Genomic DNA, 21,341 nt, shown 5'->3' with positions numbered 1-21,341 from the left:
GCGGCGATGAAGGCGATGATGAAGCAGATGGTGGCAGACAGTAGGGTTGGGATCATCAGGACGCCGAACCAGCCTACATACAGGCGGTTGTCGGTTGATGTGACCCAATCGCAGAACCGTTGCCATACGTTGGCGCTTTCGCGTCTTTGTAAGGTTGTGGTCATGTTTTTATGAGTGCTTTGGATTTTCTAGGTTCGGTATGAATGAGGCGAAGTTTGTCTCGCCTTGTATTTAATAATATTTACATTTATTCGTATTTGTCCAGTCTTTTTTTGTTCATAAATCCGAATCACTGTCATTTCATTTACTTATGAGTGGCTGAGAATGCGGTAGGGTTAGCGAGCGCAAGCGAGACGTGTCAGCCAGGAGTAGTGGGCGATCGCTTAATGTAATGCCCTAAAAATCAAAGTAAATGTAGGGAAGACCACCTTGGGGCGCAAATATCCAGACAATGTAGAAACACAATGGCACCAGCAGCAGCTTCAGAGGCCAATTAAGCTGTAACTTGAGACCCCGATGGACGGCATAGACGAGGATCATCGACGCTGCTAGCAGCCAAAGCAGTAAACCTAACTGAGATGCATTCACACCCAGCGCCTCCCCGTAGACTTTTTCGGCAAACTGGGCATCAGCAGACTGACCCCAGAGGTGCTGAATCACCCAACTGGATTGTTTCAGATTCGGTAGGCGGAAGAAAATCCAGGATGTGAACACCATAAACTGGGTTAGCAACCACGCAACCAGTACACCCGGAGGGCTTTTCCACCAATTTCTAGCTTTCTCAGACTGGCGGGAATAGGCCTCTGTGAGGCGGTGAGCCACTAAAGCAAGACCGTGATAGGCACCCCAGACGACATAGCCCCAAGCTGCTCCATGCCAAATGCCAGCAATTAACATGATAATTAGCAAATTCAGGCAGGTACGGCGCAGCCCTTGGCGCGAACCCCCCAAAGGAAAATAGAGGTAGTTTCGCAGCCAATCGCCTAGCGTGATATGCCAGCGCCGCCAAAAATCAGCAATGCTGGTACTGAAGTAAGGAAAATTAAAATTCTCCGGGAGATTGAAGCCTAAGAGGATGGCACTACCACGGGCGATATCTACGTACCCACTAAAATCCAGATAGAGTTGCAGTCCGTAGGCAGCGATCGCTAACCACAAATCGCCGCTGCTAGCTCGCTCTAAGTTACCAAAACACAAATCGACAAAAATTCCTAGCCGATCTGCCAAAAGCGCTTTTTTAACTGCACCGCAGGCAATCAGCCACAGTCCTTCTGTAATCTGATTAAGTGTTGGAAATTGCAGCGTTTTGAGCTGAGTTGAGAATTGATGGTAACGAGTAATTGGCCCTGCAATTAGCTTGGGAAAAAATAACTTATAAGCTGCAAAATCAAGAAATCGCTCCGTCGCTGGGGCACCACGATACACATCAATTAAATAAGCAATGCACTCAAAAGAAAAGAAACTCAAACCTAAAGGCGCAATTAAGTGAGTGCTGACCCAACTGGCGCTATTTTCGGCAACGGGTAGCGATGTTCCGGTGAATTGTTCATAGAAGCCCGCCACCGAATTTAAGAAAAAAGGTACATACTTGAAACTCACCAACAACAAGACATTCAGAACAATCCCCAACCATAAAAACTTTAGTCGCTGACGATTCCAAAACGCTTGATCGAATTGCCAATCTTCATGGGGATCGGTCGCGTACATCCCTAATGCTGTATTTTCTCCAATTGCCTTACCTAAGCTGAAGTTCATCAAAGTAATAGCAATCAGCAAAGGAATATAGGCGACTTGCGGCGAAGCTAAAATTTGCAGCCAATGCTCATTCACCAAAGTTGGCGCTTGCAGTGAGGTATAGAAAACCAGACTGACAACAAGCAACGTCCACATCTGCAAAGACTGTTTTTGGAACGACCAGTAAATTCCCAAAACGCTGAGCAGAAAAACTCCGTAGATAAGAGAGATAAAAGTCATTTTTGAAGACTGAGGAGTAAGGACTGAGGGCTGAGGGCTGAGGACTGAGGGCTGAAGGCTGAGGACTGAGGGTAAATAAGAAGAATTGAACTGAGTCAAAGAATGAGAGAAGTTTATCTTGGATATTGGGCACTCATTTTACTCCTGATTGACTCAGTCCTCAGTCCGCACTTCGTGCCGCTTCGTTAATATGACTCAGTCCTATTTAGCAGGAAAATAAGGGTAAACAACAAGGATTGAACTGAGTAAAAGAATGAGAGAGATTCATCTTAGGTATTCGGTAATCATTCCACTCCTGACTCACTCAGCCCTCAGTCCGCACTTCGTGCCGCGCTAACATGATTCAATCCTATTTAGCAGGAAACTAAGGGTAAACAAGAAGAATTGAACTAAGTAAAAGAACGGGATAAATTCAGCTTGGGTATTGGGCACTCATTCCACTCCTGGTTCACTCAGTCCTCAGTCCTCTTAACTCAGTCCTATTTAGCAGGCCAGGGAATCATGGGATCTTCGGCTAGCTGGTTAGAAACTTCATAAGCACCGTAGCGGTTGAGGTGGCTGGGGTCGGAAAAATAATCGTGTTGAGTAGGATAAAGCTGATTTAAGTCTCGGAAAATCAGCCCTTTTTGGATTGCTTGCGATCGCATATACCGCTGAAATTCTTGCTCATATTCTATGCGTACTGGATCTAAGTAATCCTGGGTCAAAGGCAGGTTTATAAAAACAATCGGAATTTGACGCGCTTGGGTAAATTGCAGCAGCGATTCTAGTGCTTGGGTTTGCTTGCCTTCCATCTTGAAAGCGTAGTAATCGCTGTCATAGTCGCCGCTGACTCTGGCATATTGCTTGTAGTAGGTGGCAGGATTGTAACGAACGGTGAGGGGAAGGAAGCCATCAAAATCGATGGCAAATTGGCTGGCTGTCAATGCTTGGGGAGTATCGGTAGCTCCCTCAGAAGTTGTTTTCGCTGGTTTTGCCCAAACAACATACAGATCCCGCAACCGCGTTTTCATTTGGTCGCGCTGGGGATAAGTCGCTGAGAATGTTCCTAGCGTCTCATTGAGCCAATTATTAACCATTTGATAGCTTTGCGTTAAGGAACCGCTGGCTCCTTTATCCGCCGTCGCCGGAGTTTTTGCCGGTGGTGCCGCCGTCGTTCGGCTGGGACTTCCTGGGGTTGAATTCTGCTTGGGGAAAGTACCGGCAAGCAGATGTTGGTAGCCTTGCGAGTTAGCGATCGCATTATAGGTGGCATCTATCCGCCCGCTATTAAACGCTCTGGCACCATCCGCCCAAATAATCAGTTTTGGCAGTTGCTCTGGTGTCAAAACTTGGCGAACCATCAAATCTACTACTTGAGCCGTCGCCCCGTTGATGCCAAAGTTAAACACCTGAACACCCGGATATCCCTGCGCTGCCAGTGCTTCTTCCAGCGCTTGAGGATCGACCCCCCGCATTGCCCTAGAACTGCCCACAATCCAAACATCCGGGGGCACTCCCCGTCTTTGTAACAGCATCTGTTGGTAGAGAGCCACTTTTTCGTCTAACAGGCGGTTATTAAAAGAGGGATTAGAACTTCGGGCGGCTGCCAAAATTGCTGCTGATGCGGCATTCCGCTGGGACTTTTCACCCTCGTTCCTTACGGTGATATCTCCTTGGCGAGTGAATCCTTCGGAATTGAATACAGGAGCCTCTGAACCACGAGATTTTTGCAAAGACATCTGGGGCAAGGGAACTGACGTATCCTCGATCGGTTCTCGTGGGTCAAGGGTTGATTTGCCGCTGACCGCTGACGCTTGATTAATGGGTGGTTTTGACTTCAGGATCGCAGACAGAAACCAATCCGTTTGCACCGTGAGCAAGAATCCCAGCATCCCCCAGACCAAAGCCACGACGAAACCTTGGTAATAAGTGTAGGTGGAAGTGCTAAGTTTGCCTGAGGCGACGGGTGCCAGGTCTTTAATCTCCACTGTGGGAATAAACAATTGGGAAGCGCAGAGCCATTGCTGGATGGTTCGAGTCACTTTGAAAGAGACAGCGCTAGCGGCTGCTTTGAGGTCTTCCTTAGTGACATCAGAACGCAGAACGGGTTCGTTACTGCCAGAGAGGATATCTCCTAGATAAACATCGCTGGCAGCAAATTCTGGGGTTGCTTCCGGTACCAGTCGTTTGCGAGGGGTGAAATCAACGCCCATCTGCCACAAGGGGGTGGAGTGACCGGCGCGACGCCCATAAATTCGCACCCCTTTAATGCCAGGAATCGCCAACCCGCGCAGAAACTTGGCAACAGGTGGCCCGACGGCAGATTGCTGCGGACTAGAGAGTGCCTCGCTCATGATGTGCAACAAATCTTGTTTGCGGCGCAGAGATAAACGAATGCCACCCGTTGTTAATCGCTCGTCTAGGTCGGGATTGAGTAAGCGTTGCAATAAAAACTGAATTGCGTTCAGATCGCCCCGTTGCGCCAATTCCAAAGTAGATTCTGCTAAAGCGGGATCTCTGGACGCAGGTAAATTCAGCCATTCAATCCAGATTGGCGTTTCTTGTTCCGGGACTGGTGTTACACCGTGAGTCTCAACGCCGTAAATGGTGGCAGCGTGAATGCCTTGCGTTGTCAGAGACTCTAAAACGGGAGCGATCGCACTCGTTGCGGTTTTTCGATCGGGTGCAGCGATCGCAATCTCAGCCGCATCGCTCGTGGCAGATGCGGTGTCGCCCGCTGCTTTTAGCTGCTTGAAGAGCTTCTGGCTACAAAATAAATGCAGCGTTGAATCTTTCAGAACTGCGGAGATTTGCATCTCCTGCGCGTTTAACACTTGATTGAGCAAGCGGGCGATCGCTTGGATATCTCCCCAACGCGCCCAATCCTTGAGCATTTCTTCTGGAGGGGTCAGATCCACTTGCAACCGCCAATCGGGAGCCGCTTCTCCTCGGACCTGGCTGCAAATCACAGCATCCCGAAACCCTTCCAGCTTCAAATTTCGCAACTGAGCCGCCACCGGCTCCGCCATCAGCGACTCATCGGTGCTGTAGTTAGAATCGCAAAGTACCCACAGACGACGGGCAACCGCTGGTGAAGCCGGGGACAATTCTTGATTTTGTCCAGCTCCCCGGCTTCCTGGCTCCCTCCCAAGCGTCTGAATCACGACCTTGACTCCGACTCCCATTGGGCTGAGCGTTTCGCTCAGATAACGCGCGATCGCTTCTGGTTGACCGGAGCGAGCGAGGCTGCGGTTGGAGACTCTCAGCCCGTCAGCATCGCTAGTTACTCCTCGCTCGGCAGTCATTTCCTGCCCATCCGTTGGCGTCGCAGCAGCTACGCCTGCGGCATCTGACGCCTGATGCAGTTCCAGCCGCTCTAGGTGAATTTGCTTGATCCAGTCTGGGCGCTGGATGCCCAGTTTCCGACCATAGAGAATCACCTGGTCAATGGGAGCGTCTTGCGGGGGGAACCCAGCTCCTCCTTCCTTCCCCTTCAGTGCCTCGACAAATCGGCTCACAACGGGTCCAGCAGGCGGACATTCGGAGCCTTCACAAAGAATATGCAGGTTATTCCCTCGTAAGCGAAATCGTAGGCGCACTTCCGGAAGACCGATAGCGCGGGAAACCCACTGGGCGAGGGAGGATTGACCCTCTAAATAGGCGATCGGATCGGCATCCAACATCACAAAGAAAGTACCCTGGACTTGCAACAGATGAAAAGACGATGAAGCATGAACGCTGTAGCCCGGAGGGCGCACCCTGCGATTGGAAGTCGCGCTTAAAGGTTGTCACAAAGGATGAAAAATTGGTTGAACACCAAAATTTCAGGATATACTTCACACTTCATACTTCATACTTAATACTTCATACTTAATACTTCAGCAAGCGTTAACCGCTCCGAACGTCCCCAAGCTTTGTACAATTGCTTCTAGATTCTCAGTAGTCTTACACAAGACTGCCATTGGTGGTACCGAATTATTGCCCTTGTGCCATAGCTATTTGCCGAACGCCCCGTGCTTAGGACAGTAGCGCTGAGGAGCGTGTTCCCTTCCTACTATGCCCTAGGAGGCTATCGCTGTATTATTCAGATGCATAAACTAGAAGGATAAGTGCCCCTTGTGCTGTTTAAATTCTGACCTCTTTTATTTGTTTGTCTAAAAAGAAATTAGTTTTCATCTAGACCTTCTCCCATGCAAACTCTTCCTAACAAAAAGCAACCGTCAACCGCCGAAAATGCAACGTCTGCAACGCCCGAAATTTGGTTGAGTTTAGCCACGGTGCCGATGCTACTCGGAGTTTTAGGCATCAAAGCAGTCAGCGAATTCCTATGCGCCATTGGACAAAATAGTGAGGAAGTATTTCGGGGCGATCGCTTGCCGGTTCTCCACGTACCCACCCCAGGAAACACATCACAGGAAGGGGAATATGAGGAAGAGTAGCGGAAAGTAGATAAAAATACGCTCGCCGACAAACTAGGACGCGATCGCGCTCATCCGAAGCGAGGCGTTAGCCTAGCGCTGAAAGAGTCAGTTCGCAACCCCTCCCTTTTTCTGGAAAAACCCAGTTGGTGTTCGCTGTAAACCACTTGCTGGGACTAGAAACCCTAAAATTAGGTGATTATTCTTCTTTAGAGAGAATAGACTCTATGAGTTCCCTACTGCAATCGACGGATCAGCAATTGACGGTAACATCTACTTCTGCTTTATTTTTACGTCATCGCCTCAAAGTGGTGGAGGACTTATGGGAGTCTGTTCTCCAGCAGGAATGCGGTCAGGAACTGGTCGATCTGCTTAATCAACTTCGATCGAGGTGTTCGCCAGAAGGACAGGCAACAGAATTGCCTGAGTCAGTACCTCAGCTGATCGAAAAGCTTGATCTCAATGCAGCGATTCGAGCCTCACGCGCCTTTGCTCTCTACTTCCAGCTCATTAACATCGTCGAGCAGCACTACGAACAGCGCGATCAGCAGCTTTCCCGACGTGCTACATACAATGCTCCTGCTGGTGAGGCAGCACCGCGTAAACTTCCTAGCCTGCAAGGAGATGGGGACTCCGCCATTGTGTTGTCGCCAGAGGACATGGAGGAAGAAAACCAAAACGGCGGACCGGGCGCGGATTTGCTTGAAAAGAGCTGGCACCACGATGGCACAGCTAAACGAAATGCCGGGACATTCCACGGGTTGTTTCCCCATTTACGCCAGATGAATGTGCCTCCGCAGCAAATCCAGCGGTTGATTGACAATCTGGACGTGCGGCTAGTTTTTACCGCTCACCCGACGGAAATTGTTCGCCATACGATTCGCGGCAAACAGCAGCGGATTGCTAAAATTCTGCAACAGCTAGACCAGGCGGAAGAAGAATTTAGAGCCTTAGGTTTGACGACTTCTTGGGAAGCAGAGGCTTGCATCGAACAATTAACCGAAGAAATTCGCCTCTGGTGGCGCACCGACGAACTGCATCAATTTAAACCAACCGTGTTGGATGAAGTGGATTACACCCTCCACTACTTCCAGGAAGTGTTGTTTGATACGATTCCTCAGCTTCATCAACGCCTAAAACGCGCCTTAAAAGCTTCTTTTCCGGGACTCACTCCTCCTGTAAACAACTTCTGCCAGTTTGGTTCTTGGGTGGGGGCAGATCGGGATGGAAACCCCTCAGTCACCCCGAAAGTCACTTGGCAAACCGCTTGCTATCAGCGCGGTTTAGTGCTGGAGAAGTATATCCAATCGTTGCGGCAACTGACGAATCAGCTCAGCTTGTCGTTGCACTGGAGCGATGTCTTGCCAGATTTGCTGGACTCGTTAGAGCAGGATCGGTCGCAAATGCCAGAAGTCTACGAGCATCTGGCAATTCGATACCGACAAGAGCCTTACCGCCTCAAGCTGGCATACATTCAGCAGCGTCTGCAAAATACCAGCGATCGCAACCGGCGACTTTCGGATGGCGAAAACTTGCATCGGCAAATCTCAGATAGCCAGTCTCACGTCGTTTACCGCTCTGGAGAAGAATTTCTAGCAGAACTGCGGCTGATTCACCGGAACCTGATTGAGACGGGTTTATCATGCCGAGATCTGGAAAATTTAATTTGTCAGGTGGAAATCTATGGCTTCAACTTGGCGCATTTAGATATTCGCCAGGAAAGCACTCGCCATTCCGACACCTTCAACGAAATCACCCAATACCTGCAAATTCTGCCCAAAGCATACAATGAGCTATCGGAAGCCGAGCGAGCGCTATGGCTGGCAACGGAACTGCAAACCAAGCGCCCGCTAATCCCAGCAGAATTGCCATTTTCTGAAAAAATTTGCGAAACCGTTGAAACCTTCCGAATGCTGCGGCAGCTCCAACTAGAGTTTGGTTCTCAAATCTGCCAAACCTACATCATTAGCATGAACCGGGAAGCCAGCGACGTTCTGGAAGTGCTGCTGCTGGCAAAAGAAGCAGGTCTGTATGACCCCTCTACAGGAAAGAGCAGCATCATGGTGGTGCCGCTGTTTGAAACGGTGGAAGACCTGAAGCGGGCACCCGCAGTCATGCAAGATTTGTTTGAACTGCCTTTGTATCGCGCTTGTCTTGCGGGAGGCTACGAAAACGTTAAAGATTCGCAAGCGTTAAAGGTTGAGGATTCAAACCCACCTGCCAACTTGGAATCTCCAACCTATAACCTGCAAGAGGTGATGCTGGGCTACTCAGACAGCAACAAGGATTCCGGCTTCTTGAGCAGTAACTGGGAAATCCATAAAGCTCAGAAAGTGCTACAAAAAATTGCCGAACAGTACGGCATCGCTTTACGGATTTTCCACGGGCGCGGCGGTTCGGTCGGTCGCGGTGGCGGTCCTGCCTACGAAGCGATCCTGGCTCAACCCGGTCATAGTATCAATGGGCGGATCAAAATTACCGAACAAGGGGAAGTGCTGGCTTCTAAATACTCGTTGCCAGAATTAGCTCTGTACAACCTGGAAGCGGTGACAACCGCTGTGATTCAGGCAAGCTTGCTGCGAACCGGATTTGATGATATTGAGCCGTGGAACGAAATCATGGAAGAGTTGGCGACGCGATCGCGTGCCCACTATCGCGCCTTGATTTATGAACAACCGGATTTAGTCGATTTCTTCCACCAGGTGACGCCTATCGAAGAAATCAGCCAATTGCAAATCAGCTCTCGTCCGGCTCGTCGCGGCGGTAAAAAGGATTTAGCGAGTCTGCGGGCAATTCCTTGGGTCTTTAGCTGGACGCAAACGCGCTTCCTGCTGCCGAGTTGGTACGGCGTCGGAACCGCATTGCAAGAGTTTTTGAACGAAGAACCCGAAGAAAATCTGAAGCTGCTGCGTTATTTCTACTTTAAGTGGCCTTTCTTCAAGATGGCGATTTCTAAAGCAGAAATGACCTTGTCGAAAGTCGATTTGCAGATTGCTCACCACTACGTGCGAGAGTTATCCCACCCGGAAGATCGCGATCGCTTTGAAGCCTTATTTGAGCAAATCAAGAGCGAGTTTCACCTCACTTGCGATTTAGTTCTGACGATTGCGGGTCACAAACGGCTGTTGGATGGCGATCCAGTCCTGCAAAGGTCTGTGCAGTTACGCAACGGCACGATCGTCCCTCTGGGCTTCTTGCAAGTCTCTCTGCTAAAACGCCTGCGTCAACATGGCAAGCAAGCAGCCTCTGGTGTCGTCCATTCTCGTTACAGTAAAGGCGAATTGCTACGCGGGGCGCTGTTAACGATTAACGGCATTGCCGCTGGAATGCGGAATACGGGTTGATGGTTGATAGCTAATGGCTAATTGCTCATGGTTCATAGTTGATTGAACAATGGAAAATCAGCTTTTGAACAAGGAGCAATTAGTCATATCAAATCTGTTTCATTGTCTATAAAAGAACCCCACCCCTAGCCCCTCCCCGCAAGCGAGGAGGGGAGCCGGAGCCGCAGGCTTTGGCGGGGTGGGAAGCTGGGAAATTGTGGGGAATAAACTGGATTTGATATCATTAACCATTACAAATAATTAGTCATTAGCTATTAGCTATGAATAAAAAACGTATGTTAATTTGTACTTTTATGGCGTTAGCATCGGGTTGTTTCGGTGCTTATATGGGGGTACAAATTAAGTTACTGGCTGATAACCAACGCTGCGAAAATGTCACAAAAAATACCTTAGAATTCGCAGCATTCAAGACAGCGTGTCAAGCTTGGATGATGCCGGGAGCTTATATGCAAGGCAGCAGCAGCGGTTTGTGGGCGGGAATGGTTATGGGAGCTTTTATCGCAGGTTTGGCAACTCACCACAAGCAGCCTGAATGAATTGATATAAAGAGGAACTTTAATAGCGGATTGAGGAGAAGGAAGCGCGCTTTATTCTTCCATCATCTTCCCTCTCATCCAACGCACAATATCGGCAACTAAATTCGGCTGACTGGGAGAGAATGTTTGGAGATTACAACGCTGTTTGCTCACTACACAAATTTTCCTCGCATTATGAAATTTGCTTAGAGATGTGAGGAAAGTTTGACTGAAGCCTTGGGGCGGTTCGTCGCTTATATCTTCGTAAAAAATTAGGAAGACTCCCTGGCATTTTAGCTGACAATAAACTTTGAGAGCTTGCATCGTTTCCGGTTCCCCATTCTGACGTTCGGGACAGCCTTGCATTACCATCTCGGCGTAAATTTCCGAGGCGGGGTTATCTGGGTTCTCGAATTTGCTGCCGTCGATGCAAATGAGTTGTACTTTGTCCCTCAGATGAGGATCGTTGTTGATGGCGGCGTGAAGAAGTTCGAGTAATACTGCTAAGTTATGGCATTGGGAGAAGGGAGTGAAACCAAATTCGGTAGTTTCTGCAACTTCTGGAGGAGGAGTGACAGGTGGATGATGCCAAGCTTGATAAAAGACTGGGTAAGGCAGAGTTTGGGCGCACTGCCAGATAATTTTGTAACACTTCTCGAAGAGGTCAAAATTGCTTTCATAAACTTCATCTGTTAGACACTGCTGCAAAGCTGAGACAGCTGAGGGCATCTGGCGGTTTTGTAATATTTCCCCCAAACTCTCGGCAGCCCTTCTACGGGTAGACTCATCTTGTGTAGTTTCCAGAAGGCGGACTAACCCAGCAATTGCCACTTCGTTTCCCGTGCCAATTTTCTCCAAACTCTCGGCAGCCCTTCTACGGGTAGACTCATCTTGTGTAGTTTCCAGAAGGCGGACTAACCCAGCAATTGCCACTTCGTTTCCCGTGCCAATTTTCTCCAAACTCTCGGCAGCCCTTCTACGGGTAGACTCATCTTGTGTAGTTTCCAGAAGGCGGACTAACCCAGCAATTGCCACTTCGTTTCCCGTGCCAATTTTCTCCAAACTCTCGGCAGCCATCCTACGGGTAGACTCATCTTGTGTAGTTTCCAAAAGGCGGAGTAACCCAGCAATTGCCACTTCGTTTCCCGTGCCAATTTTCCCCAAACTCTCGGCAGCCCTCCTACGGGTATACGGATATTCAGTAGTTTCCAGAATCCGGAGTAACCCAGCAATTGCCACTTCTTTTCCCGTGCCAATTTTCTCCAAACTCTCGGCAGCCCTCCTACGGGTAGACTCATTTGTTGTAGTTTCCAGAATCCGGACTAACCCAGCAATTGCCACTTCGTTTCCCGTGCCAATTTTCCCCAAACTCTCGGCAGCCCTCCTACGGGTAGACTCATTTGTTGTAGTTTCCAGAATCCGGAGTAACCCAGCAATTGCCACTTCGTTTTCCGGGTCAATTTCCCCGAAACTCTCGGCAGCCCTTCTACGGATATGCTCATTTGTTGTAGTTTCCAGAATCCGGAGTAACCCAACAATTGCAATTGCCACTTCGTTTCCTGGGTCAATTTTCTCCAAACTCTCGGCAGCTATCCAACGGGTATACGGATATTCAGTAGTTTCCACAATCCGGACTAACCCAGCAATTGCCGCTTCGTTTCCCGGATCAATTTTCCCCAAAGTCGTGGCAGCTATCCAACGGTTATCCTCATCTTCTGTAGTTTCCAGAACCCGGAGTAACCCAGCAATTGCCGCTTCGTTTCCCGTGCCAATTTTCCTCAAACTCTCGACAGCCATCCTACGGATAGACTCATCTTCTGTAATTTCTAATAAGTCAATGAGTTTATTAATGACAAGGCTACAGTTAGTTTGTAACAGGGATGCTCTCGCTGCCTCTGCAATCGGTTTGAGATATGTCCGCCCTTCTTGTTTGTCAGTGTTGAAATAACCAAAGCCCCATTTAACGATTTGCGCTACTATTTCATCTACCTTGATACAATCCTGAAACTCAGCAACCCCATCTGAGGCTAGAAAATAGGCTCGAAACTTATAAAATCTTCCATATCCATCATCAAACTCTACCAATGCCTGAATAAACTCCTCTTTCTGCTCCTTTTCCACATTCTCTCGCCCCAGCCATAGCAAAATCACCTCTTTCCACTGCGGCTCAAAAATTCGGTAAACGTTGCCCGGTAACGGTTGAGGATTGTCATTGTCATGAGTCAAGAAAAAGTGCCAATCCTCAATTGCCAGCGCTGCAAAATATTCCTGAAACGTCAGATGATAGAACGCATAGACAGGTTCATCGGTTTCCCCATCTCGGTATACCAGATTCAGCCAACCAATTTGCCGCGCTAACTCAAAAAGAGATTCCCCCATCACCTGATATGCTAGGGACTCCCTCAGCTGTGTCTGATTCTCAATCGCCGCAACTGCCAACTTTCCTAACGCTGCATTCAACTCCTGCCGTTGCTGCCAGCTGATGGGAAACTCGTTTTTTTTCCACTCATAAAAATCCTCTCGAAATCGCTGGTAAAGCGTCGCCTTCGTCTTCGGCAACTCCCCTTGCTTTACCGCCCAGGTTTGACACAACAGCGCCAACCGCAAAGGATTTCTAATCAAATCTCGAATCCGTTCCCGCCCCGACTCGCCCAACTTCTCTCGTAACTGCTTCCCTAACTGGGGTTTCCCCGCCCTAGCAAACCACTCCCCAATAAACTCCCCCACCTGCGGCTCTTCAAAATCCAGGGTGCGATAAACATCACAATTCGGCACTACCCGATCGTTCGCCTGCCAAACATTCAGCCGACAGGTTAACAGGGTTTGCGCCTGCGCCACCCAACCCCTCAGCTGATTGGCAATTCCTTGTAGAGGCGAATTTGCCCCCGTGGATGTATCCGCCCGTATTTCATCCACCCCATCCAACAGCAACCACACCTGATGAGAATTAAACAACTGCATCAACTCAGTTTGCATCTGGGCTGATACCACCATTCCTTGAAGAGACAGCGCCTCCTTCAGCCAAACCTGGAGTAAATACTCTTCCAAGGTTTTCCCATCCAGACTCCCCAACTGAATACAAATTGGCAACCGGGAAACATTTTCTGAATCTTTGAGATGACGGGCAATTTGCTCTAACCACGTACTTTTCCCCGCCCCCGGTTCCCCAATAATGGCAATTGTCTTGCCTTCCCCCGCCTCAATTACCTGTCGGAGAAACGCATTCGCCTCAAACCGCTTCTCAATTTCCTTCTCATTCAGCTGATATTGTGAACTCCCCTCATCTGGAGATGGGCAAAACTCCTCACTCCGTCGAGGCTGAGTTCTCGGTTTCACCAAACCCAGTGGCACATAAATACCCACCTCATGCCCCAACCCCGTACCCGTCGCCTGTCGCCGGAATTGGTAACGCCTCAGCTGTTCCTCCAGCATTGTGTGGCAGATATCGCGCCAGTCAATCGGGGTTTCTGGCTTTGCATCTGGAGGATTCGACTCTTTCGGATCGATTAACTCTGCTAGTTCTAAATTTAGGGATTTAGCGATCGCGATCGCATTATCCAAATCAACAGATTGTCCTGCAAAAAACCGCTTAACCGTCTTTTCACCCACTCCAGAGGCTTCAGCAATGTCCAAATACGTCCAAAGCTTGCCCTCATAATTGCGTTTAGCAGCCTTACCTTCTATGAGTTTTTGCTTTCCAGTTTCGTTTACCCGAACAGTATTGCGATTGCGGATTTCAGCCATAGTCAACGGATAAGGGCAGTTGCGGATATTAATAGCTTAGGCGGCTTCACGGTTTGATGAGGGTCAGAAAGGGTCACTTAATCTCTGTCCCTAAGAGTTCGGCGGTTTCTCTCGTCAATTCGCTTTCGTGGAATTATACGGTTCACCAATTCCACAAATGACGACCAACCTGTTCAAATATTTACTTATAGTTGAAAACCCAGAACTTCAAGCTTTACTCTTACTTGTTCTTATCCTGTCCTCAGACTCAGTTAATCTTAAGAAAGCCAGCGCTGTATCATTTGTTATCCAAGCAGGATTAATTGATATCGGGGGCATTATTTCAGTTATGTCGGGAACATCCTTGCCATTAGTCATCCTTATGATGTTGGCGCAAGGCGTTTATTTGATTATCGATGCCCACCGCGCCGAAAAAAGTGGTCAGTAGACGAAGCGCGGGGCGAAGCATTCGCATTAATAATTTTCGGTTAAGTGGCATAAGCGATCGCGCTTTCATCTTCGCCCCTACCGCCAACCATCTGCAATATCGTTGAGTTGAATTGGAAAACTGTATGAAAAAACGCCGATGGGTGTGGTTTTTTAGTTTGCTGTTTGCTTCCCTGCTGGTTGTTACCAGTTGCGGCAACAATTTCGATGATGTCAAAAATCTCAAAGCCGGTGTTGGTAAGCAAGTTATCGTTTTAGGCGATAGCATTGCCTCTGGATATGGCGTGGAAAAGACAGAAGCTTTTCCCAGCGTGTTGAGTCGTCAACTCGGTTTGCCAATACTGAATCGCGGTGTTAGCGGCGATACAACCGCAATGGGGTTGAGTCGTTTACAAAAAGATGCGATCGCGGCAGAACCTTGGCTGGTAATTGTTGAATTAGGCGGAAATGATTTTCTGCGAAAAATTCCCAAAACTGAGACAGAACAGAATCTGCGGCAAATCGTAACTTCGATTCAACAACAAAAAGCAATTGTTGTCCTGCTAGGAATCAATCTCGGCTACATAGAAGATGAATATGACGAACTTTATCAACGTGTTGCTAAAGATACAAAGGCTTATTTAATTCCGCAGGTTTTAACTGGAATTGTCGATAATCCAAAAAATCGCCAGGAAGATATCATTCATCCAAATGCCGCCGGACACCAGCTTTTAGCTTCCCGCGTTGCTAAAAATTTACAGCCCTTATTAGCCCAGGCTACTTGGCCTCCAACCTTGTTGCAATATCGACAGAGTGCTAATCAAACATAGGAGCGATTTGCACTGAAACTGTTAAAAATTTCCCATAAATCGCTTTTTGTCAAGTCTCTTTGGTTGTAAAGGAATAAAATAGACATTAGCCTCTAGAGCTGACTTTCGCTGTTACGAATAAGAGGTAAAGATTTCGTAACAAGTCCTACAGAATTGGATCGTAGAAAGTCTGTATCCAATAAGAGTTTGCCCTTGTCTATTTCACTTGAGATTCTTTTATGACCTCCTCGATCCGCTTCCTCATGTGCGCTCCCGACCATTACGACGTGGATTATGTGATTAATCCCTGGATGGAGGGCAATATTCACAAATCCTCGCGCGATCGCGCCGTCGAGCAATGGCAAAAGCTTCATTACGTCCTCAAAGACCACGCCATTGTCGATTTGGTTGCACCCCAGCGCGGTGTGCCTGACATGGTGTTTACAGCCAATGCTGGCTTGGTTCTGGGAGATACCGTTGTCCTGAGCCGCTTCTTCCACAAAGAACGGCAGGGTGAGGAGCCTTATTTCAAGCAATGGTTCGAGGAAAAAGGCTATAAGGTGCATGAACTGCCTAAAGACTTGCCGTTTGAAGGCGCGGGCGATGCGCTGCTGGATCGAGAGGGGCGTTGGTTGTGGGCGGGATACGGTTTCCGTTCGGAACTCGATTCTCATCCTTTGCTGGCAAAGTGGCTCGACATCGAAGTGCTATCCCTGCGATTGATGGATGAGCGGTTCTATCACCTGGATACCTGCTTCTGTCCCCTGAGTGGCGGCTATTTGCTCTACTATCCCCCCGCATTTGATTCTTACACCAACCGCTTGATTGAAATGCGAGTTGCGCCGGAGAAGCGGATTGCCATCGAGGAAGCAGATGCAGTGAATTTCGCCTGCAACGCGGTGAATATTGACCACGTTGTAGTGATGAATAAGGCGAGTGAGGCGCTCAAAAAACGCCTTTCCGATGTTGGATTCCAAGTCATCGAAACGCCGCTGACGGAATTTTTGAAAGCCGGTGGTGCTGCCAAGTGCCTGACGCTACGGGTGACAGAACCCGTCCGAGAAGAAGTCCATGCCAATGTCTCGGTGGAAAGTCGCACAATTCGCCTAGAAGGGCATTTACTGGACTCCGGCTTAATCAACCGTGCTTTAGATTTAGTCGTAGAAAATGGGGGCAGCTTCCAGGTTCTCAACTTCAGCCTGGGAGAGCAACGGCAAAGTACCTCCTCTGCGGAGGTGAAAGTGTCGGCTCCTTCCCACGATGTGATGGAAGCGATTTTGTCGCAGCTTATCGATTTGGGAGCGGTGAATTTGCCCCAAGATGAGCGCGATGCCAAGCTGGAAGATGTCATCCAAGCTGGGGTAGCGCCAGATGATTTCTATGTGTCCACCATTTATCCCACAGAAGTCAGAATCAATGGGGAGTGGGTGCGGGTGCAAGATCAGCGCATGGATGGCGCGATCGCCATTACCCAAACTCCCAACGGACGGGTAGCACGGTGTAAACTGCTGCGGGATTTAGAACTTGGCGAACAGGTGGTCGTTGATGTCGTCGGTATCCGCACGGTGCGGAAGACGGAATCCCGCGAACAGCGCAACACCCAAGAATTCAGCTTTATGTCTGCCGGGGTTTCCAGCGAACGCCGCGTGGAATTGGTGGTGGAACAAGTTGCCTGGGAACTTCGCAAAATCCGCGATGCTGGCGGTAAAGTTGTGGTAACAGCAGGGCCAGTAGTGATTCATACTGGCGGTGGCGAACACCTGACGCATCTGATTCGGCAAGGTTATGTGCAGGCATTGCTAGGAGGAAATGCGATCGCTGTCCACGACATCGAGCAGTCTATGTTGGGAACCTCTCTGGGTGTGGATATGAAACGCGGCGTCGCCGTTCGGGGGGGACACCGCCATCACCTGAAAGTAATTAACACGATTCGCCGTTATGGCAGTATTGCCAAAGCTGTTGAGAATGGTGCGATCAACAGCGGTGTCATGTATGAGTGCGTCCGCAATGGCGTTCCCTTCTGCCTTGCCGGTTCCATCCGCGATGATGGCCCCTTGCCAGATACTCAGATGGACTTAATTAAAGCTCAGCAAGAGTATTCTCAACTGCTGCAAGGTGCAGACATGATTTTGATGCTCTCTTCCATGCTGCACTCAATTGGGGTGGGAAATATGACCCCAGCCGGGGTGAAGATGGTCTGCGTAGATATTAACCCAGCCGTTGTCACCAAATTGAGCGATCGCGGTTCTGTTGAATCCGTCGGTGTCGTCACCGATGTCGGGTTATTCCTCAGTCTGTTAGTGCAACAGCTGGATAAGTTAACCAGTCCTTATCACATTGCTCAATCAGCTTAATTATTGTGTAAACACGATAGGGTGGGCAGTGCCCGCCCTATTTTTTTTTCCAATAGTGGCTCTGAAAGCGTGAAAACAGACAGCATTTTCTATCAACTATTCCAAGCTTTTCCCAGCATCTTCTTTGAATTGATTGGTCAACCTGCTTCAACGGGTAACACCTATCAATTCACTTCAGTTGAAGTTAAACAAACTGCTTTTCGTATCGATGGTTTATTTCTACCCTCTGACGATTCTGCCGACCAACCCATTTATTTTGTAGAAGTCCAATTTCAACGCGATCCAAGGTTCTATCAGCGCTTTTTTGGCGAAATATTTTTATACCTCTCTCAATATGAGCGACCGAATGATTGGCGCGGAGCAGTAATCTTTAAAAACAGAAGCCTAGATCCTGGCGTACAAGCGCAGTATCGAGAATTACTGACCAGTCCGCGAGTTAAGCGGATATATTTGGATGAATTAGGAGAAGCGGCAGATCGATCTCTTGGCGTGGGAGTGGTGAAATTAGTCGTAGAAACTAAAAAGAAAGCCACCGAGTTGGCAAGGCAGCTACTGAATAAAGCTAGTCAAGAAATTGCTGATGAAGCCATCAGGCGACAAGTTATAGAGTTGATTGAGACAATAGTTTTGTATAAGTTTCCACAAATGACTCGCCAGGAGATGGAAGCAATGTTTGGATTCAGTGAGTTAAAGCAAACTAGAGTTTATCAAGACGCCGTCGAGGAGGGTAAACTGGAAGCAAAATTAGAAGCAGTGTCTCGATTATTGACATTAGGGTTGACTGTGGAACAGGTCGCAGAGGCTTTAAGTTTGACAATTGAGCAAGTCAGACAAGCCGCAGAAGCGAAGACTTCCGATTAGGCACTTAATTAGTATTGCTGGGATGGGAATTCATTGCCCAAATTATGGCAAATGGAATGCCCATACCCAGCCTACTGCCGACAAGAGTATTTACCGAGCGACTTTGAACCATTGGGTGACGCCTTCTGCGATCGCTGCCGCCATCTTCTGCTGCGCTTGCGGATTGACCACCCATTCAAATTCTTCCGGATTGCTCATAAAACCTAATTCCAGCAATACAGAGGGTGCAGAGGCAGGACGCGCGAGGGCTAAGTTATCCCAAAAAACGCCGTAGGAAGGACGCCCCGCCTGAGTCACGATGTAGTTATGCAGAAACATCGCTAAGCTGTGGGCTTGGGGATGATACCAAAAAGTCCCAAAACCCTGCGTATTCTGGGCATCTCCTTCATCGGGGAGGGAATTGTAGTGAATTGAAAGCGAAATTGCCGGTTTCACTGCGTCAATAATTGCCACCCGTTCTGGCAGCGACACCGCCTTATCAACTTCCCGCGTCAGGTACACTGTGGCACCCCGTGCAATCAGCTGAGTGGCGATCAGCTTTGACATGGTGAGCGTCACCTCTTTTTCGGGATAGCCGGTTGGCCCTCCTGCGCCACTGTCTTCACCGCCATGTCCGGGATCGAGAACAATTTTGATTCCAGATAAAGGCTTGTTGGAAGACTGAGAACGGAGAGGGGAGGGGCCAGAGGTGAGACGAGGGGGATGGCGCAGAGATAAAATCAGGCTCGTGCCTTCATATCTCACCGTATAACCCCATTGCTGGGCGGATTTGAGATTAAACGTATATTGAACGGTTTCTGGGGCGACCTGTTGCCAATCCAGGCGAGAAATGACGGGATCGGGGTCGAGGCGAATGATGTCCGTTTGCGCCGTCGTGTTATACAGCGTTAATGTCAGCGTGCGATCGCCCTGCTGCACAACGAGCGGTACCGGCACTTGTAAGGGAAAAATGACTTCTGTGGCACCGGGAATCTTCCGAGCGCGAATACTGCGAATCAGCGATCGCGGTGGCACCGAACCTTTGACAATTTGAACTTCTTTACTGTTAATCCAGCCGCCATAGTCCAAGCGCACCCATTCCCCGTCTCGACCTGTAATTGTAGCTCGCGTAGTTTTCGGCAGCGGTGTCAGGCGAGAATAATCTGTACTTGGCCCGGTTCGGGCGACCCCGGCATCAACAATCACCTCAGCCACCTCTAGCTGTGCTGGAGAGAGAATCTGAATCTTCGCCGGTCCCTCCTGACTCACAATCTGCCCATTTTTTTCTACTTTGAACTGGGGACGACCCAAATCAGCCGCCGCCGCCGCTGCTGCACAACCCAGGTAGTGTCCTGCCCCAGCGACAGCATAAGGTTGATTTTGTGCAGTTAAGGCAGCGGAATTCGCTGGTAGCTGTACAACCTGCTGCTGGTTAGTTAGCGGAATCGTTTGATTCGCCAAATTGACGGAAACATTGGCGTCAGCAGGAGCAACTGCGCCGAAACACAGCAACTCACCCGGCAGTCTGGCGAGATCCTGCGATGGAGTCAGGGAATCTTTGGCAAATGCCAACCCCTTTGGTGGCTCAGGGTGGGCGGCAGCCCGCGTAACTTTAAGTTTGACGGCTTGACCTTGATAGCTCACCGTAAAGAGGTTCTCTCCCGGCTTTAACGGAAAACTGGGAGCAAAATGCCCCTGTTTGCTCCGCGCGATCGCTTTCCCATTCACCAACACTTTTCCTGGCGGTGGAGCTGTGCCAATTAAGAAAATTCGGTCAGCTGTGGTTTTATGGCTAGCAGGAGGATAGGAAACGTAAAGAGATTGTTTTGCCGATACTGGTGCTGCCATAACCACCCCTAATACAGCCAATCCCAGGATGTTTCTCATGTTAAATCCTAAGTTCCTTACATCAATTAGAGGATAAAATTAGTAAAAAAGTTTCTTTAATCTTGTAAAAGTTTTGTGGGGAGTCCATCGATACTCTTTTGATTCTTTTCGCACCAATAGTCAAAGATTCCTTGTTTCCCTTTTTTTTCACCCCATTCTCTGATAGTTTTTCTTTCTTCTTTCAGTTCATAAATGGGCACGCCATATCCGCATGAAGTTTGTACTGATTTTATCTCAAGTACCACGATCTGACGTTCTCCTAAAATTGGCGTAAACAAGGAATAAAATTTGTCCCAGGCTTCATGTCTTGGAAAAATTACTTTTCCCTGACCGTATAAACGAAGAATCAAAGGCTTTTCAGAAAAGCTGCAAAACATGATTGTCATCCGCCCATTTCCTGGTTCATGTAAATGAGCGGAGGTCTCGTTGCCACTCCCAGTTAAATCAAGGTAAGCCACTGTATTATTATCAATACAGCGGAAAGTATCTACTCCTTTAGGCGACAAATTAATCCGACCTTCTTTCGGTGCAGTCGCGGTAAAGAAGATTTTCTGCTCCTGAATAAAGTCTCGGAGATTCTGATTTAATTCATCGTAAACTTTAGCCATCTCTAGTGTCTTAGCCCACCGATTATCCAGTTAATAGTATTTTAATTATCAAGCAATTTACAGAGGTCGAAGCATTACCAGGTATCAATAGTTTAGAATCTAATTGGCAGGAAAACGAGTGGGATTGATGGCATTGAAAGGAACGAAGCTATCGATTTCGTCTAACTTCCGGTAAAGGCAAAGTTCTAATACCAGATGCTAGCAGCGAAGTCGGGAGGTACTCAGTCAAAGCCAAAAATAGTGTCACTCAGGGGTTAAACCGTACCAAAAGCGCGATCGCCCAAGCGTGGGAATTGTCCGTCGTCAGTCCTTTGAGGGGTTTGAAGGTCTATAAGCGATCGCAAAGCAACTGTTAGCCTTGTTATCGTTCCTATAGGATAGGTGATAAGGCAGCCAACAAAGCCACTCTGCCAAGGTTTTACAAACCAGCGATCACCGATCGCAGACTGCAAACAACAAGC

At 48.6% G+C, this 21,341-nt stretch carries 13 protein-coding genes and 1 pseudogene; 7 read left to right on the top strand and 7 right to left on the bottom strand.

From position 1 onward, the window contains the following. The 3 genes and pseudogenes from NC994_RS05305 to NC994_RS05295 form a co-directional block, all read right to left on the bottom strand. Positions 1 to 164, bottom strand: a pseudogene (locus NC994_RS05305) (photosystem II q(b) protein); the annotation flags it as partial. Positions 165 to 396: 232 nt separating this feature from the next. Continuing rightward, positions 397 to 1,974: an MBOAT family protein gene (locus NC994_RS05300; RefSeq protein ID WP_190439933.1), complete on the bottom strand. Its 1,578-nt coding sequence runs from the start codon at positions 1,972 to 1,974 to the stop codon at positions 397 to 399. A 479-nt stretch (positions 1,975 to 2,453) separates the two neighbouring features. After that, on the bottom strand, positions 2,454 to 5,714 hold the full coding sequence (locus NC994_RS05295; protein ID WP_347276954.1) for a DUF1574 domain-containing protein: 3,261 nt from the start codon (positions 5,712 to 5,714) through the stop codon (positions 2,454 to 2,456). Between the two features lie 432 nt (positions 5,715 to 6,146). Between NC994_RS05295 and NC994_RS05290 the strand changes: the two genes are divergently transcribed. The 3 genes from NC994_RS05290 to NC994_RS05280 all read left to right on the top strand — a co-directional run bounded on the left by NC994_RS05290 (position 6,147) and on the right by NC994_RS05280 (position 10,254). Next, positions 6,147 to 6,395: a hypothetical protein gene (locus tag NC994_RS05290; protein ID WP_190439935.1), complete on the top strand. Its 249-nt coding sequence runs from the start codon at positions 6,147 to 6,149 to the stop codon at positions 6,393 to 6,395. Positions 6,396 to 6,601: 206 nt separating this feature from the next. Next, a complete protein-coding gene (gene ppc / locus NC994_RS05285) occupies positions 6,602 to 9,718 on the top strand; it encodes a phosphoenolpyruvate carboxylase (protein ID WP_190439907.1) in 3,117 nt (1,038 codons plus the stop codon). A 260-nt stretch (positions 9,719 to 9,978) separates the two neighbouring features. Then, positions 9,979 to 10,254 (top strand): hypothetical protein, encoded by a 276-nt coding sequence (locus NC994_RS05280; RefSeq protein ID WP_190439905.1) that lies wholly within the window; start codon positions 9,979 to 9,981, stop codon positions 10,252 to 10,254. A 51-nt stretch (positions 10,255 to 10,305) separates the two neighbouring features. On the opposite strand, the gene NC994_RS05275 is transcribed toward NC994_RS05280, so the two are convergent. Beyond that, positions 10,306 to 13,977, bottom strand: coding sequence for a HEAT repeat domain-containing protein (locus tag NC994_RS05275; protein ID WP_190439902.1), 3,672 nt, complete (start codon positions 13,975 to 13,977; stop codon positions 10,306 to 10,308). A 157-nt stretch (positions 13,978 to 14,134) separates the two neighbouring features. Here NC994_RS05275 and NC994_RS05270 point away from each other — a divergent pair, with 157 nt between their 5' ends. The 4 genes from NC994_RS05270 to NC994_RS05255 all read left to right on the top strand — a co-directional run bounded on the left by NC994_RS05270 (position 14,135) and on the right by NC994_RS05255 (position 18,406). Next, entirely contained in the window at positions 14,135 to 14,404 is a 270-nt protein-coding gene (locus NC994_RS05270; RefSeq protein WP_190439899.1) for a hypothetical protein, read from the top strand. A 124-nt stretch (positions 14,405 to 14,528) separates the two neighbouring features. After that, positions 14,529 to 15,212, top strand: coding sequence for a GDSL-type esterase/lipase family protein (locus tag NC994_RS05265; RefSeq protein ID WP_190439896.1), 684 nt, complete (start codon positions 14,529 to 14,531; stop codon positions 15,210 to 15,212). A 218-nt stretch (positions 15,213 to 15,430) separates the two neighbouring features. Then, the gene (locus NC994_RS05260) at positions 15,431 to 17,545 is read left to right on the top strand and encodes a TIGR00300 family protein (RefSeq protein WP_190439894.1); all 2,115 of its coding nucleotides are present in this window, start codon (positions 15,431 to 15,433) and stop codon (positions 17,543 to 17,545) included. A gap of 69 nt (positions 17,546 to 17,614) precedes the next feature. Continuing rightward, positions 17,615 to 18,406 carry an Rpn family recombination-promoting nuclease/putative transposase gene (locus NC994_RS05255; protein ID WP_190439892.1) on the top strand — a complete coding sequence of 264 codons (792 nt, stop codon included), beginning with the start codon at positions 17,615 to 17,617 and terminating at the stop codon, positions 18,404 to 18,406. A 90-nt stretch (positions 18,407 to 18,496) separates the two neighbouring features. On the opposite strand, the gene NC994_RS05250 is transcribed toward NC994_RS05255, so the two are convergent. The 3 genes from NC994_RS05250 to NC994_RS05240 all read right to left on the bottom strand — a co-directional run bounded on the left by NC994_RS05250 (position 18,497) and on the right by NC994_RS05240 (position 21,332). Beyond that, complete coding sequence (locus NC994_RS05250; protein WP_190439890.1) at positions 18,497 to 20,272, bottom strand: N-acetylmuramoyl-L-alanine amidase; 1,776 nt, start codon at positions 20,270 to 20,272, stop codon at positions 18,497 to 18,499. A 56-nt stretch (positions 20,273 to 20,328) separates the two neighbouring features. Then, positions 20,329 to 20,880: a pyridoxamine 5'-phosphate oxidase family protein gene (locus NC994_RS05245; RefSeq protein ID WP_190426697.1), complete on the bottom strand. Its 552-nt coding sequence runs from the start codon at positions 20,878 to 20,880 to the stop codon at positions 20,329 to 20,331. 254 nt (positions 20,881 to 21,134) lie between these two features. Beyond that, positions 21,135 to 21,332: a hypothetical protein gene (locus NC994_RS05240; protein ID WP_190439888.1), complete on the bottom strand. Its 198-nt coding sequence runs from the start codon at positions 21,330 to 21,332 to the stop codon at positions 21,135 to 21,137. Positions 21,333 to 21,341 lie beyond the last annotated feature (9 nt).

It is taken from the genome of Trichocoleus sp. AS-A1, assembly GCF_039962015.1.
Taxonomy (GTDB): domain Bacteria; phylum Cyanobacteriota; class Cyanobacteriia; order Cyanobacteriales; family FACHB-T130; genus FACHB-T130.
Note: the sequence above shows the minus strand (reverse complement) of the source record. Positions and strands in the feature narration are given on the sequence as shown.

What these genes read in the sequence shown, in the direction of transcription:
- NC994_RS05270 (WP_190439899.1), top strand. Translation starts at nt 14,135, where the DNA reads ATGACGACCAACCTGTTCAAATATTTACTTATAGTTGAAAACCCAGAA.
- ppc (WP_190439907.1), top strand. Translation starts at nt 6,602, where the DNA reads ATGAGTTCCCTACTGCAATCGACGGATCAGCAATTGACGGTAACATCT.
- NC994_RS05265 (WP_190439896.1), top strand. Translation starts at nt 14,529, where the DNA reads ATGAAAAAACGCCGATGGGTGTGGTTTTTTAGTTTGCTGTTTGCTTCC.
- NC994_RS05300 (WP_190439933.1), bottom strand. Translation starts at nt 1,974, where the DNA reads ATGACTTTTATCTCTCTTATCTACGGAGTTTTTCTGCTCAGCGTTTTG.
- NC994_RS05245 (WP_190426697.1), bottom strand. Translation starts at nt 20,880, where the DNA reads ATGGCTAAAGTTTACGATGAATTAAATCAGAATCTCCGAGACTTTATT.
- NC994_RS05290 (WP_190439935.1), top strand. Translation starts at nt 6,147, where the DNA reads ATGCAAACTCTTCCTAACAAAAAGCAACCGTCAACCGCCGAAAATGCA.
- NC994_RS05260 (WP_190439894.1), top strand. Translation starts at nt 15,431, where the DNA reads ATGACCTCCTCGATCCGCTTCCTCATGTGCGCTCCCGACCATTACGAC.
- NC994_RS05250 (WP_190439890.1), bottom strand. Translation starts at nt 20,272, where the DNA reads ATGAGAAACATCCTGGGATTGGCTGTATTAGGGGTGGTTATGGCAGCA.
- NC994_RS05275 (WP_190439902.1), bottom strand. Translation starts at nt 13,977, where the DNA reads ATGGCTGAAATCCGCAATCGCAATACTGTTCGGGTAAACGAAACTGGA.
- NC994_RS05280 (WP_190439905.1), top strand. Translation starts at nt 9,979, where the DNA reads ATGAATAAAAAACGTATGTTAATTTGTACTTTTATGGCGTTAGCATCG.